11 protein-coding genes are annotated in these 13,707 nt (G+C 69.0%); 6 read left to right on the forward strand and 5 right to left on the reverse strand.

What is annotated here, in order from left to right:
• The first annotated feature begins 205 nt into the window (after nt 1-205).
• Nucleotides 206-868, forward strand: coding sequence for an SDR family NAD(P)-dependent oxidoreductase (locus tag KY661_RS30235; RefSeq protein WP_075008602.1), 663 nt, complete (start codon nt 206-208; stop codon nt 866-868).
• A 58-nt stretch (nt 869-926) separates the two neighbouring features.
• On the opposite strand, the gene KY661_RS30240 is transcribed toward KY661_RS30235, so the two are convergent.
• From KY661_RS30240 to KY661_RS30250, 3 genes are all read right to left on the reverse strand, one after another.
• Nucleotides 927-2,507 carry a RecQ family ATP-dependent DNA helicase gene (locus KY661_RS30240; protein WP_225413502.1) on the reverse strand — a complete coding sequence of 527 codons (1,581 nt, stop codon included), beginning with the start codon at nt 2,505-2,507 and terminating at the stop codon, nt 927-929.
• Between the two features lie 131 nt (nt 2,508-2,638).
• Entirely contained in the window at nt 2,639-2,920 is a 282-nt protein-coding gene (locus KY661_RS30245) for a response regulator (RefSeq protein WP_225413503.1), read from the reverse strand.
• Nucleotides 2,827-3,288, reverse strand: a complete 462-nt coding sequence (locus tag KY661_RS30250) for a hybrid sensor histidine kinase/response regulator (RefSeq protein WP_225413504.1) — start codon at nt 3,286-3,288, stop codon at nt 2,827-2,829. Before KY661_RS30250 ends, KY661_RS30245 begins: the two co-directional genes overlap by 94 nt.
• Nucleotides 3,289-3,531: 243 nt before the next feature.
• Here KY661_RS30250 and KY661_RS30255 point away from each other — a divergent pair, with 243 nt between their 5' ends.
• Together KY661_RS30255 and KY661_RS30260 are read left to right on the forward strand one after the other, a co-directional pair.
• The gene (locus KY661_RS30255) at nt 3,532-8,001 is read left to right on the forward strand and encodes a PAS domain S-box protein (RefSeq protein WP_225413505.1); all 4,470 of its coding nucleotides are present in this window, start codon (nt 3,532-3,534) and stop codon (nt 7,999-8,001) included.
• Between the two features lie 64 nt (nt 8,002-8,065).
• On the forward strand, nt 8,066-9,547 hold the full coding sequence (locus KY661_RS30260) for a glycogen synthase (RefSeq protein WP_225413506.1): 1,482 nt from the start codon (nt 8,066-8,068) through the stop codon (nt 9,545-9,547).
• Here the strand turns inward: KY661_RS30260 and KY661_RS30265 are convergent.
• Nucleotides 9,537-9,782 carry a glucodextranase DOMON-like domain-containing protein gene (locus KY661_RS30265; protein ID WP_225413507.1) on the reverse strand — a complete coding sequence of 82 codons (246 nt, stop codon included), beginning with the start codon at nt 9,780-9,782 and terminating at the stop codon, nt 9,537-9,539. The two genes, KY661_RS30260 and KY661_RS30265, sit on opposite strands and share 11 nt — an antisense overlap.
• Before the next feature lie 26 nt (nt 9,783-9,808).
• On the opposite strand from KY661_RS30265, the gene KY661_RS37400 reads away from it, so the two are divergent.
• Together KY661_RS37400 and KY661_RS30270 are read left to right on the forward strand one after the other, a co-directional pair.
• Entirely contained in the window at nt 9,809-9,943 is a 135-nt protein-coding gene (locus tag KY661_RS37400) for a hypothetical protein (protein ID WP_263437484.1), read from the forward strand.
• 68 nt (nt 9,944-10,011) lie between these two features.
• Entirely contained in the window at nt 10,012-11,394 is a 1,383-nt protein-coding gene (locus KY661_RS30270; RefSeq protein ID WP_225413508.1) for an MATE family efflux transporter, read from the forward strand.
• Between the two features lie 9 nt (nt 11,395-11,403).
• Here KY661_RS30270 and KY661_RS30275 read toward each other — a convergent pair whose 3' ends face one another.
• Nucleotides 11,404-13,041: a GMC family oxidoreductase gene (locus KY661_RS30275; RefSeq protein ID WP_225413509.1), complete on the reverse strand. Its 1,638-nt coding sequence runs from the start codon at nt 13,039-13,041 to the stop codon at nt 11,404-11,406.
• 147 nt (nt 13,042-13,188) lie between these two features.
• Here KY661_RS30275 and KY661_RS30280 point away from each other — a divergent pair, with 147 nt between their 5' ends.
• A complete protein-coding gene (locus KY661_RS30280) occupies nt 13,189-13,623 on the forward strand; it encodes a hypothetical protein (RefSeq protein ID WP_143101507.1) in 435 nt (144 codons plus the stop codon).
• The last annotated feature ends 84 nt before the right edge of the window (nt 13,624-13,707 follow it).

A 13,707-nucleotide genomic window follows, 5' to 3' on the forward strand; every position in this document is an offset into this window, starting at 1 on the left:
TCTGCCGGGGGTTCGGAGCCAGCCAACCCCAAGCGGCCCGGGGGGAGCGACCCCTTCAGCTCCGGGGCGGGGGAAGGCGTGTCCTGGTGGACAGCCCCCGTGCGCAACCGTTCACCTTCTATCCCGCGTGGAGGCCCCGGGGGGCCGATCCGGGTATGCCTCGCATCCCGGGCCGGGCACTCCTGCCCGGACGCAGGAGCCAATCATGAAGAAGGGGACGTGCATCGTGGTGGGGGCCGGGCCAGGCCTGGGGCTGGCCGTGGCGAGACGCTTTGGCAAGGAGGGCCACCCGGTCGCCTTGCTGGGACGGAGGCTGGAGCCCCTGGAGGCACAGCTGGAGGCGCTGCGCGAGGCGAACGTCCACGCCCGCGCCTTCTCCGCGGATGCCTCGGATCCGGGCTCCCTCATCCACGGGCTGGAGCACGCGCAGACGGCCCTGGGGAAGGCGGGGATCCTCATCTACAACGCCGCCGCGTTGCGGAAGACGGGCCACGTGCTGGAAGAGCGCTTCGAGAACCTCGTCGAGGACTTCAAGGTCAACGTGGCGGGGGCGCTCGTGGCCACGCAGCAGGTGTATCCCGTCATGAAGCAGCAGGGCCATGGCACCATCCTCCTGACGGGGGGCGCGCTGGCGGTGGACCCCATGCCGCTCTATGCCTCGCTGGCCATCGGCAAGGCGGGCCTGCGCAACCTGGCCTTCAGCCTCGCCAAGGAGATGGAGCCCCAGGGCATCCACGTGGCCACCGTGACGATCTGCGGCTTCATCCAGGCGGGGACGCGGTTCGATCCGGACCGCATCGCCGAGGAGTACTGGCGGCTCCACGCCCAGCCGGTAGGGACCTGGAACCACGAGTCCGTCTACGAGTGAGGGCGTCCGGGCGGGCCCGGGGCCGTGCTGAGAAGCGCCTGAGCTCCGCGGGAGGTGCCTATGCCGCGCTGGAGGCGCTGGCCAGGGACGACGGGGGCGGAGTGGCCAGCCGGGTGGGGCTGGCCGCATCGAAGTGCCCGGCCGCCCGCTCCACGCAGTTGTCGCAGCGCCCGCAGTCCGCGGGCTCGGGCTCACCGAAGTACTCGTTGAGCAGCCGCCAGCGGCACCCGGTGGTCTGCCCGTAGTGCATCATCTGCTTGAGCCGCTCCCGGTCGCTCTGATGGCGCTTCTCGTAGGCGGAGAGGTACGCGTCGAGCTCCTCCGGGGTGTCGAAGCCGCGCAGTTGCTGAAGCCCCCGCGTGCCGCGCTCGAGAATGCCCGCCCCGGCGAGCTGCGCCACCAGCACCTTCACGCGGGCGGGCGGCAGGCCCGAGGCCTCCGTGAGGACCTTGAGGGACACGGGCTTGCCCTGGCGCTGGGCCCACAGCTCCCGGAGCACCGCGTAGAGCGCCTGGGACTGCTCACGCCGGGGGTACTTGCCCCCGAGGAAGTAGCTCTGGATGCGCCGGTCCTCCAGCCGGTAGAAGAGCACCGCGCGCGCCGGCTCCCCGTCGCGTCCCGCGCGCCCCGCCTCCTGGTAGTAGCTCTCCAGCGAGTCCGGGAACTGCCAGTGCGCCACGAAGCGGATGTCCGGCTTGTCGATGCCCAGGCCGAACGCCTTGGTGGCGACGATGACGCGGTAGCCGTTCTCCATGAAGCGCCGCTGCGTCTCCTCGCGCTCGCGGGCCTTCATCTTCCCGTGGTAGCGGCCCGCCTCGATGCCGGCATCCTGGAGCCACTTCCACACCTCCTCGGCCTTGCGGACCGTGGAGGTGTAGATGATGCCCGTGCCCGGCTCGTCCTCGAGCAGCTTCAGGAGCCGCGCCTTCTTGGCCTCGGGGTTCACCGTGCGGGCCACCTCCATGAAGAGGTTGTCGCGCCGGATGCCGGTGTTCACCCGCCGGGCGTCCCGGATGCCGAGCTGCTCGAGCACGTCCTCGCGCACCTGGGGCGTGGCGGTGGCCGTCAGGGCGAGCACGGGCGGATGGCCCAGCTGCTGCACCGCGTCGCGCAGCGAGAGGAACGCCGGGCGGAAGTCGTGCCCCCACTGGGAAACACAGTGGGCCTCGTCCACCACGAAGAGGGACACCCCCGCCTTGCGCAGCGCCTCGATGCGCTCGGGCTTCTCGAGCTGCTCGGGGGTGACGTAGATGATCTCATGCTCGCCGCGGCGCACCTCGCCGGCCAGCGCGTCGGCTTCCCGGGCCGTGAGGGTGGAGTCCAGCTTCACCACGGCCACTTCCGCCTCGGAGAGCTTGTCGTGCTGGTCGCGCATCAGCGCCAGCAGCGGCGAGACGACGACGGTGGCCTTGGGCAGGAAGAGGGCAGGCAGCTGGAAGCACAGCGACTTGCCGGCGCCCGTGGGCATCACCCCCAGTACATCCTCGCCGTCCAGCAGCGCCTCGATGATCTCCTGCTGGCCGGGCCGCAGCTCCTCCACGCCGAAGCGGGCCTGGGCCTCGGCCATGAGCTGCTTCCAGGCCGGCCGCCGGAAGCCCGGGACGCCTGTTGCCGCGGTCCTCTTCTTGGGAGTCGTCATGCGCGTGGCGGCGCCCGGGGTAGGACGGACGGCCGTGCCTCTCAAGGTAGGAGGCCTCTCCAGGAGGCGGGAGCGGCCCCGCGCTTCGCGGGCGCGAGGGCTTGCCTGTCCGCCTGGTGGTGGGAGGGGCGTCAAGGGAAGGGCCGCATCGCGCGCCCCCGCTCGGCCAGCGCTTCGAGCGAGAAGGGCTTGGTGATCATCTCCATGCCCGGCTCCAGGAAGCCCCCACGCACCGCCGCCCCCTCCGCGTAACCCGTGGCGAAGAGCATCTTGAGGCCCGGCCGCCGCTGCCGGGCGATCTCCGCGAGTTGCCGGCCATTCATGCCCGGCAAGCCCACATCCGTGATGAGCAGGTCCAACCGCTCCCGGCCTTCGATGTACGGCAGGGCTTGCTGGGCATCTCCCGCCTCCACCGCCTGGTCGCCACCGTCAGCGTGCCGCCGTCCGGCATGGCATCCCGGGCGTTGATGACCTGGTTGAGCAGCGCGTTCTCGAACTGGTTGGAGTCGGTGAGCGCCGGCCACAGCCGGGGCTCGAGCGCCATGCGCAGCACGATGTTCTCGCCCAGGGTGCAGCGCAGCAGCTCCTCCATGGAGGCCACCAGGACGTTGATGTCCGTGGGCTTCACGTCGAGCGACTGCCGGCGCGCGAAGGCGAGCAGCTGGTGGGTGAGGGACGCGGCCCGCATGGCGGACGAGGTCGCGGCCTCGAGGTTGTTGAAGTCGTGCGCGATGCCCCCGGTGAGCTGGCCCACGGCCTCCATCTTCTGGGCCTGGCGCATCGCGTTGGCGCAAACGGTTTTCGAAACCCTGCCGTCACCGCCAACCGGAAGGAAGACGGGGCGCTGTTTCCGGCAGTGAATCTCAAGGGGAGCGGCAGGCGGGCAGGCATCCCCGAGGGCAGGGCCCTGCGGTCATGGGCACCCCCATGCCTCGGGCATGAGCAGGCAGCGCGTTGTTGCGTGTCCGGAAGTGAATGCACAAGGTTTCCGGTTGAATCCCTTCCTTTGGGACGCGAGCGTTCGATGAGCCTTTCCCAGCCCGATGAAGTGTGGCTCCTGCGTGCCGAGATCGACCGTCTGCGCGGACTGCTGCTTCGGGAGGGGATCGATCCCAGTGGCACCGAGGATGCGAGCTACCGGCGCATCGTCGAGAGCGCCATCGACTTCGCGGTCGTCGCCCTGGATCGCCAGGGGCGGATCACCCGCTGGAGCGAAGGGGCCCGGCGCATTCTCGGGTGGACGCCGGAGGAGCTCCTGGGCGAGTACACCTCGGTGTTCTTCACCGAGGAGGACCGCGCACTGGGGGTGCCAGAGCTGGAGATGCGCACGGCCCTGGAGCAGGGACGGGCCCTCGACGAGCGCTGGCACCAGCGGCGCGATGGCTCCCGGTTCTGGGCGAGCGGGGAGATGATGCCGCTCAAGGACGAGCAGGGCACCCCCATCGGCTTCGTGAAGATCCTGCGCGACCGCACCGCGCAGAAGCAGATCGAAGAGGAGCGCGAGCGCTTCATCCTCCTGGCCGAGCAATCGCCCGACTTCGTGGGCCTCGCCGACGCACAAGGGCAGGGGGTCTTCATCAACCGGGCGGGACGCCGCATGGTGGGGGTGGGGGACGAGGAGACCCGCGGCGTGAGCATCGCGGACATCTTCCCGCCCGAGGAGCGCGCCTTCGTCCGGGACGTCATCCTGCCCGCCCAGCGCGCCCAGGGCCACTGGCGGGGCCGGATGCACTTCCTGCACCGGGGCACCGGAGCGCGCATCCCGATGGACTACAACGCCTTCGTCCTGCGCGACGGGACCGGCGCGCTCACCGGCTACGCGACCATCAGCCGCGACCTCACCGCCATCGAGCAGGCCGAGTCCGCGCTGCGCCGGAGCGATGAGCGCTTGCAGTTCGCCTTGAAGTCCTCGGGCTCCATCGGGGTCTGGGACTGGGACATACAGGCCAACAAGCTCTACATGGACGCGCGCTGCGCCTGGCTGTACTCCGTGCCGCCGGAGGCAGCGGCCGAGGGCGCCCCGCTCGAGGCCTATCTGCCCGGCATCCATCCCGAGGATGTGCCGCGGGTGAGCCAGTGGATCCAGCACTGCATCGAGACAGGCGAGGAGTACGAGAACGAGTACCGGGTGCTGCCCAACGGGGGCGAGGTGCGGTGGATCCAGGTCCGGGGGCGCGCCTCCCGTGGCCCGGACGGCAAGCCCGCTCGTTTTCCGGGCATCATCCTCGACATCACCCAGCGCAAGCAGGCGGAGCTGCGCCAGCGCGCGCTGTTGGACCTGAGTGACCGGCTGCGGGACCTGAATGGCCCGGGGGAGATCGCCGCCCTGAGCGCCGAGCTGCTCGGCGAGACGCTGGGCCTGTCCCGGGCGGGCTTCGCCCGGGTCGAGCTGGACACGCGAACCCTCGCCATCGAGCGGGACTGGTCCAACGGGAAGGTCGCGGGGATCGCGGGCAGCTACCCCCTTGCCGTCTTTGGCGCCGCCATGAACCGGTTGCGGCAGGGCCTGCCCATCGTCGAGCCGGACGCCATGACGGCGGAGTGGATGGCCCCGGGGGAGCTTGCGAACTTCCGGGCCCTGGACGTCCGGGGCTTCACCAGCCTGCCGCTCATGCGCCAGGACCGGCTCGTGGGCTTCGTCTACGCGCACAGCGCTTCGCCCCGGGCCTGGACGGAGGCCGACGTGGCCTTCATCCGGGAGATCTCCTCCCGGACCTGGGAAGCCATCGAGCGGGCCCAGGCCGAGCAACGGCTGCGCGAGAGCGAGGCGCGGCTGCGGGTCATCCTGGACACGGCTCCGGTGGGCATCGTCATCGCGGAGGCCCCCTCGGGGCGCATCGTCGGAGGCAACCGCCGCAGTGAGGAGATCCTCCGCCACCCCTTGCCCGAGACGCCGGACATCGCGAGCTACCGGAACTGGGAGTCCTACCATCCGGATGGACGCCGGGTGGAGGGCCACGAGTATCCGCTCTCGCGCATCATCCAGGGGGGCGAGGGGCCCTGTGCGTTGGAGGTCCTCTACGTCCGTGGGGACAGCACCCAGGCGTGGGTGCGGCTCATGGGCGCGCCCATCCGTGACGAGCAGGGCACGGTCACCGGCGCGGTCGTCGCCATCCTGGACATTGACCACGAGCGGCGCGCCGAGCAGGCGTTGCGCGAGCGCGAGCAGGACTTGCGCCTGCTGACGGACGAGTCGCCCGAGATGATCGGCTATGTCGATCAGAACATGGTCTACCGCTTCGTCAACCACACCTATGAGAAGTGGTTCGCCCGGCCCCGGGAGCAGATCCTGGGTGCCACCGTGGAGGCGCTGGTGGGGAAAGAGGCCTTCGCGCAGCGCGAGCCTTACTTCCGGCGCGCGCTCGCGGGCGAGGCGGTGTCCTTCGAGGGCGTCCTGAACACGCCGGGGTTGCCCCGCAGGGACCTGGAGCTGCGCTTCTTTCCCCGCCGGGATGCGCAAGGCGCCATCCAGGGCGCCTACCTCTTCGTCCTGGACACCACCGGGCGCAAGCGGACCGAGCGCATGCTGCGCGAGGCGAACGAGCGTCTGGAGCAGCGCGTGGAGGAGCGCACGCGCGAGCGGGACCGCATCTGGAACCACTCGGACGAGCTGATGGGCGTCATCGGCCTGGACGGTTACCTCAAGTCCATCAACCCGGCCTGGACCCGGCTGCTGGGGTACAGCGAGCAGGAGCTGCTGGCGCGCCCCTTCATGGAGTTCATCCACCCGGAGGACCACGCCACCGTGGCGAAGGTCATGGCGGGCCTGTCCCGCGGAGAGCGCATCCACCGGCTGGAGGACCGCTTGCGGAGGGCGGATGGCGTCTACCGGTCGTTCTCCTGGACCGCGGTGCCCGCCGAGGGCGGCATCTTCTACGCCATCGCCCGGGACGTCACCGCGGAGCGCGAGGCCACCGCGCTCCAGCAGCGGCTGTTCAGCATCATCGACCAGTCTCCCGACTTCATCGGCTTCTCGGATCCCCAGGGCCGAGTGCTCTATGTCAACGCGGCGGGCCAGCGGATGATGGGCATTGACGGGCAGGACAGGGTGGGCGCGCACTCCGTCCTCGAATACTTCATGCCCGAGGACCGGCCGCTCATCGAGGCCACGGCGCTGCCCACCGTCCTGCGCGAGGGCAAGTGGGTGGGCCGCGCCCGCTTCCGCCATTTCAAGACGGGGCAGGAGATTCCTGTCGAATACAACGTGTTCGCGACGCGCGATGAGCGTGGGGAGCTCATTGGCCTGGGCACGGTGAGCCAGGACATCTCCCGGCAGCTCCAGCACGAGCAGGTCCTGCGCGAGGTGGAGGAGAAGCTGCGCCAGTCCCAGAAGATGGAGGCGGTGGGGCAGCTCACCGGGGGCATCGCGCACGACTTCAACAACCTGCTGGGCGGCATCATCGGCGCCATGGAGATGCTGCGGCGGCGCATCGAGGCGGGCCGCTACGCCGATACGGAGAAGTACATCACTGCCACCGTGAACTCGGCGAACCGGGCCGCCGCGCTCACCGCGCGCCTGCTGGCCTTCGGCCGCCGCCAGTCGCTCGACGTGAAGCCCGCGGACATCAACGCGCTCGTCCTGTCCATGGCGGAGCTGCTGCGCCGGACCCTGGGCGAGAGCGTCTCGCTCAAGACCCTGCTCACGCCGGAGCTGTGGCCGGCGACGACGGACGCCAACCAGTTCGAGAACGCGCTGCTCAACCTGGCCATCAACGCCCGGGACGCCATGCCGGACGGCGGCAAGCTGACGGTGGAGACCCACAACACCCAGCTCGACGAGGCCTATGCCCGTGGCTTCGACGCGCTCAAGCCGGGCGACTATGTGCTGCTGAGCGTGAGCGACACGGGCCAGGGCATGCCGCCGGAGGTTATCGCGCGCGCCTTCGAGCCGTTCTTCACCACCAAGCCCATTGGCCAGGGCACGGGCCTGGGCTTGTCGATGATCTACGGCTTCGCCAAGCAGGTGGGCGGCCACGTCCGCATCTACTCGGAGGTGGGGCAGGGCACGACCGTCAAGCTGTACATGCCACGCCATGTGGGCGAGAGCGCCGAGGTGGGCAAGGCCCCGCGCGCGGGCGAGCCGCCCCGCGCCCAGGAGGGCGAGACGGTGCTCGTCGTGGAGGATGAGCCCGCCGTGCGCATGCTGGTGACGGACATCCTGGGGGACCTGGGCTACGCGGCGATCGAGGCGAAGGATGCCCGCTCCGCCTTGCCCTTCATCGAGGGGCCGGGGCGCATCGATCTGCTGGTGACGGACGTGGGCCTGCCGGGGGGGGTGAACGGGCGCCAGCTCGCGGAGATCGCGCGCCAGCGCCGCCACGGGCTCCAGGTGCTGTTCATCACCGGCTACGCGGAAGGCGCCTCGGTGCGCGGGGGCTTCCTGGCCCCCGGCATGGAGATGATCACCAAGCCCTTCGCGCTGGATGTCCTCGCGGCGAAGATCCGGGAGATGATCGAGCGGAAACAGAAGGTGCGGCCGGTGGATGACGCGTAGTCAGTTTTGCCGGATTTGATAGGATGACCATGGTTCATGGGAGTCCTGGATTCCGGAGCCTGACGTGGCGCGCACCCTGTCGATCACACACCTCACCTACGAATGTTTCCCCTTCTCGAAGTTCGGTGGCCTGGGGGACGCCGCGGGAAGCCTGCCTGTGTATCTTCAGCGGGCAGGCACCGAGAACACCGTCGTCACGCCCTTCTTTTACGGCGCGATGAAAGTGGGAAGTTTTCCGGTGGAGCGCTCGCTCGCCATCGAGGTGGACTACCTGGGGCGGCCGGAGCCCGTGGAGCTCCTCCTCACCCAGCACCGGGGGGTACGGTTCGTCTTCATCCAATCGGAGAAGTACTTCCGCCGCGCGGGCATCTACCATGACCAGACGGGGAAGCCCTACGCGGATCAAATGGAGCGGGCCGCCTTCTTCTCGAAGGCCGCGCTCCGCGCGTTGGCCGCGCTGGAGCTGCCCATGGACCGCTTGCTGATACACGATTGGTTCCCCACCCCAGCGGTCAGTTACCTCCGCGAGCACCCGGTGCCGGGCCTGAAGACATACCTCGTGGTTCACAACTTCCAGTTTCATGGCGCCGTGAAGGACTCGGACCTGGCGGGTCTCGAAACCTGTGTCCGGGAGGATCTCCAGGCGCTCACGGACGCGGGGCTCCACCGCTCCACCGGCTGCAACGCGGTGCTCCGGTCCGACGGGGTCATCCTGGTGAGCCCCTCCTACCGGGACGAGCTCGTGCAGGGCAATCCCCCGTTGCATACTGGGACGGAGGTATTCCGGAAGGTTCCCTTGGCCCGGCTGCATGGGCTGCTCAACGGCATTGACCGGGAGGTCTGGCGGCCCCGCTGGGATGACATGAGCCCTGGCGGCATCCTGGCCGCCAAGGCCGAGGCCCGTAGCGCCCTCCTCCGGAAGCATCCCGGGCTGGACCCCCGCAAGCCCATCGTCCTGATGATGAACAGGCTCGCCAAGCAGAAGGGGATCTTCCTCTTCATCAGCGAGACGGGCGGTATCAACGAGGAGAATCCTGCCCTCTTGTCCTCCCTGTTCGAGCAGATCAACCTCGTGGTGTGCGGGAGCCTGGAAGGAATCATCTCCCACGTCGACGCATCCCTCCAGGCGCTCGCCGGGCGCTTTCCCCGGAGCGTGGTCTATCTCAACGCGTACACGGAAGAGCGGGCCCACGAGCTGCTTGCCGCCTCGGACATGTACTTGCTGCCTTCGCTCTTCGAGCCCTGTGGCCTGACCCAGATGTACGCCATGCGGTACGGGGCGGTGCCCATCGCGCACGCCACCGGTGGGCTGAAGGACTCGATCGTGGACTGGGATGACGGCTCCGCCCGGGGGACGGGCTTCCTCTTTCAGGGCGTCTCCCTGGCCGGGCTCGATGGCGCGCTCCGGCGGGCCGTCCCCCTGTTCCACCGTCCGCACGCGTGGAGCTCACTCGTGCGTCAGGCGCTGGAGGCGGACCACTCCTGGGAGACGCGCGCCGCGGCCTACCATCAACTGCTCACAGGCAGCCCCCCGCTCAAGGAATGACGAGCACGGGCGTGCTGTCCAGGACGAGCGGGTCCGTGGCGCCGTCTCCACCCCAGAACTTCCACTGCTCGGCGGTGGCGACGAGCGGCCGGTAGCCGCCGTCGTAGTCCCAGGTGGTGACATACACCTGGACGCCCTGGAGGCTGTCGAGCCCCTGGAACAGCGCTTCGGGCAGGGTCAGGGAGACGGTCTGGATGGCCTCATCGGCTTCCAGGGCGCCAGGGGGCAGGGGCATGCCCTCCGAGGTGGCCGAGGCTCCCCGTGCGTCGAACTCCGGGACAGGTGACGGACCCGGCGCTCGGTGAATCCCTGCGGCAAGGCTTCCTGCGCTCGGCGCACGAGCACATGGCCCTCTATGGCCGGTTGCTGGGGGCTCGCGTGCAGGGGGCCGCTTGAGGCGGTAGGGTGAACCAGGAGGCCCGCCGCCTCAACGCGGCGTGGAAGGGCACGAGGGAAACGCAGTCATGCATGAAGTGCGCAAGCAGGGAGAACTCCCCACGGGGCTGTTCCGGTTGACGTGGCCGATCTTCCTGGAGCTGTTGCTGTTCATGCTGATGGGCACGGCGGATACGCTGATGCTCAGCAGCGTCTCCGATGACGCCGTCGCGGCGGTAGGCGTCGTCAATCAATGCATCTTCGTCTGCACGCTGATCATGGGGGTGATCAGCCATGGCGCCTCCGTCGTCGTGGCTCAGTACCTGGGCGCCCGAAGGAACAGGGAGGCCTCCCGGATGGTGGCGCTCTCCATCACGCTGAACCTGCTGCTGGGCCTCACGGTCAGCGCGGCGCTGCTGCTATCCGGGCAGGTGCTCCTGCGCCACGTGAACCTTCAGGGGCCCGTGCTGGCGATGGCGCAGACGTACATGGGCATCGCGGGTGGTTTCCTCTTCCTGCAGGCGCTCATCAACATCTTCTCCAGCATGCTGCGCACGTACGGCTTCACGAAGCACTCCATGTTCATCTCGATTGGGATGAACGTGTTCCACGTGCTCGGCAATTACCTGCTCATCTCGGGCCATCTGGGCTTTCCGAGGATGGGGGTGGCCGGGGCGGCGCTCTCCAACGTGGTGAGCCGCTCCCTGGCACTGGCCGTCTTCGTGTGGATGCTGTACCGCGTGATGGACGTGCGGATGGCGCCTCGCGACTACGTGACGCTCTCGAAGGAGTACGTCCGGAAGATTCTGAAGGTGGGGATTCCTTCCGCGGCCGAGCAGTTCATGTTCCACGGCTGCCAGGCCGTCTTCTTGTACTACGTGTCCTTCCTCGGCACCGCGGCCCTGGCTTCCCGGCAGTATGCGCTGTCGATCTCCCAGTACATTTTCCTGTGTTGTCTGTCGATCGGCTTCGGGACGGCCATCCTCGTCGGGCGCAAGGTGGGCGCCAACGACACGGAGGGCGCCTACCGTCAGGTCCTGGCGGGCTTGAAATGGAGCGTGGCGTTCTCCCTGGGGATGGATGTGGCCGCGATCCTCTTGCGCGAGCCGATCGTGGGCCTGTTCACGGACGACCCGGAGATCCTCCAGTTGACCACCCGGATCCTCGTCCTGAGTCTCCTGCTGGAGAGCGGACGGTCCATCAATCTCATCCTGGTGCATGCCCTGAGGGCCGCGGGAGACTCCTCGTTCATCGCCTACATGGGGTTCGTTTCGATGGCCTGCATGAGCCTCTCGCTGGGCTACTTCCTCGTCTTCCGGATGAACCTGGGGCTGGCGGGGGTCTGGCTGGCCATGGCGGCGGATGAATGGCTGCGTGGAACCCTCTTCTGGTTCCGGTGGCGGAGCAGGGCGTGGGCGAGGCAGTCGCTCGTCACCCCCGAGGAGGACCCTGCTCCGGTTGCCGCAGGGTAGGGCGAGGCCTCAGCCGCGCCCGAGGATCAGCCGGCCCGCGTGGTCGCCCACCATCATGCTGGGCGCGTTGGTGTTGCCCGAGGGGACGGTGGGCATGATGGCGGCGCTCGCCAGCCGCAGCCCCTCCAGGCCCCTCACGCGAAGCTGGGGATCCACCACCGCCAGGTCATCCTGGCCCATGCGGCACGTGCCCACCGGATGGAAGTCGCTCTCGGAGTGCTGGCGCAGGGCGGCCAGCAGCTGCTCGTCCGTGGAGACGTCCGGCCCGGGGGTGTGTTCCACGTCCTCCACCCAGTCGCGCAAGCCGGGCGCGGCGAGCAGGCCCCGGATGGCCTTGTAGCCTTCGAGTTGATGGGCCAGGTCCTCCTCCGTGGAGAGCAGGGCCGGGTCGATGAGCGGCGCGTCCCGGAAGTCCGCCGAGCGCAGCTTCACGGTGCCCCGGCTCGTCGGGTGCAGGTGGATGAGGCCAAAGGCCACCGCCTCGGAGGGGTACGTGCCCCAGCCGTAGCGCATGTAATAGGCCTGCGCCTGGAACCTCGGCATGCCGGGCCGGGGGCCCTCGCCGAAGAAGACATTCACGTCCATCGCGGTGATGTGAGACGCCGGCTCGGGCTGCCGCAGCTTCCGGGCCGCCACCGAGATGAGGTGATCGTGCAGGTTCTGGCCTACGCCCGCCACTGCCGCCACCACGGGGATGCCATGGGGCTCCAGGTCCTCCGGGCTGCCAATCCCCGAGAGCATCAACAGCTGGGGGGTGTGCAGGGTGCCCGCGCAGACGATGACTTCCCGGTTCGCCTTCAGCGTCTGCTCCGCGCCCGCTTGGTCCAGGATGACGCCGTCCGCCTTCTTCCCGCGCACGGAGATGCGCTTGACCTGGGCCCCGGTCAGGATGCTCAACCGGGGGTTGTCCGCGTGCGGCGCCACGAAGGCGGTGAAGGCGTCCTGGCGCCGGCCGTCCTCCCACACATTGAGCTGGGTGTAGCTCACGCCCCGCTGGCTCTCGCCGTTGTAGTCCGTGTTGCGGGCATGGCCGAGCCCGGCGGCGGCCTCGAACACCGCCTGGGCCAGCGCGTTGCGCGACGTGAGCGCGGCGGACGGCTGAATCGCCTGGCTCAAGGTCTGGAACGAGGGCTGAACGCTGCGGGCGTCCCACCCGGGGCATCCGGCCGCGGCCCAGCCATCGAAGTCGGCTGGGTTGCCCTTCACCCAGACCATGCCGTTGATGGAGCTGCTGCCCCCCAGCACCTTGCCGCAGGAGTAGGACTGGACCTTGTCCCGCAGCGCGGGCTGGGGCACGGACTTGTAGCCCCAGTCGGTCTCGGAGCCGGGCTGAGTCAGCTTCCAGGACTGGCTGAAGTCGCGGATCTCCTCGCGATCATTCGTGCCCCCGGCCTCGATCAGCAGCACGCGCGCATCCGAGTCCACGAGCAGCCGGGCCGCCAGGGTGCACCCCGCCGAGCCCGCGCCCACGATGATGTAGTCGTACTCGGAGGAGGCGTCCCCACAGCCAAAGAGGGTCTGGGTTCCCACGGCCGTGGCCGACAGGCCGAGCAGCGTCAGGAAGCCGCGGCGGGAGAGGGTTCCTTGCTGGAGTTGCTGGAGGAGACGGTCCTTGTGGGGACGTCCGGAGGGGGGCTTCTGGGTCATGGGGGCTCGCGTGAAAGGAGTATGGCTTCCCCGAGGAGGATTCGCTAAGCCCTAATTGCGGGAGAACACGCACAGTCGCGGATTCTCCTGGTCCGTGCGCGGACATGCCGGGCGCGGCTGCCCAGGCTCACTTCGGGAGAGGGACTCATGTTGAAACGGTTTGCAGCTGTGGCGGTCACCGGGGCAGTGCTGATGAGCCAGGCGGGGTGTTATCACACGAGCATCGTCACGGATCGCGCGCCGGGGGGCCGGGAGTACTCGGACCGCCAGTGGTTCACCATCGCGGGCCTGGTGCCGCTGTCTTCCCCCGCGGGAGGCGAGTGCCCCAACGGCCTGGCCCGGGCGGAGAGCGAGTTGAGCGGCACGGACTGGCTCATCAACATCGGCCTGGGGGTGGCGGGAGCCTTCGCGGGCGCGGCGATCTGCAAGGACGAATCCGATGAGCGGGTGTCTTCCTGCGCGGCGACCGGCGCCACCCTCATTCCGTTCCTGCTCGGCTCGCGCACGGTGAAGTACACCTGCGTTCCGGAGGCTCGCGGGCAGCAGGACTTCATGCCGCAACCTCCGGTTCCCCAGGGCTAGGGAAAGGGAGGCTTTTCGTCACAAGCCAGGGCTGCTCCCTCTGACTGAAGTGGGATGGATCCACTTGCGCCCGAGGGAAGCCCC

The sequence above is a fragment of the Allostigmatella hybrida genome, from assembly GCF_020103775.1.
GTDB classification, from domain to species: Bacteria; Myxococcota; Myxococcia; order Myxococcales; family Myxococcaceae; genus Hyalangium; species Hyalangium aurantiaca.

What these genes read in the sequence shown, in the direction of transcription:
- KY661_RS30235 (WP_075008602.1), top strand. Translation starts at nt 206, where the DNA reads ATGAAGAAGGGGACGTGCATCGTGGTGGGGGCCGGGCCAGGCCTGGGG.
- KY661_RS30240 (WP_225413502.1), bottom strand. Translation starts at nt 2,507, where the DNA reads ATGACGACTCCCAAGAAGAGGACCGCGGCAACAGGCGTCCCGGGCTTC.
- KY661_RS30250 (WP_225413504.1), bottom strand. Translation starts at nt 3,288, where the DNA reads ATGCGCCAGGCCCAGAAGATGGAGGCCGTGGGCCAGCTCACCGGGGGC.
- KY661_RS30255 (WP_225413505.1), top strand. Translation starts at nt 3,532, where the DNA reads ATGAGCCTTTCCCAGCCCGATGAAGTGTGGCTCCTGCGTGCCGAGATC.
- KY661_RS30265 (WP_225413507.1), bottom strand. Translation starts at nt 9,782, where the DNA reads ATGCCCCTGCCCCCTGGCGCCCTGGAAGCCGATGAGGCCATCCAGACC.
- KY661_RS30270 (WP_225413508.1), top strand. Translation starts at nt 10,012, where the DNA reads ATGCATGAAGTGCGCAAGCAGGGAGAACTCCCCACGGGGCTGTTCCGG.
- KY661_RS30275 (WP_225413509.1), bottom strand. Translation starts at nt 13,041, where the DNA reads ATGACCCAGAAGCCCCCCTCCGGACGTCCCCACAAGGACCGTCTCCTC.
- KY661_RS30280 (WP_143101507.1), top strand. Translation starts at nt 13,189, where the DNA reads ATGTTGAAACGGTTTGCAGCTGTGGCGGTCACCGGGGCAGTGCTGATG.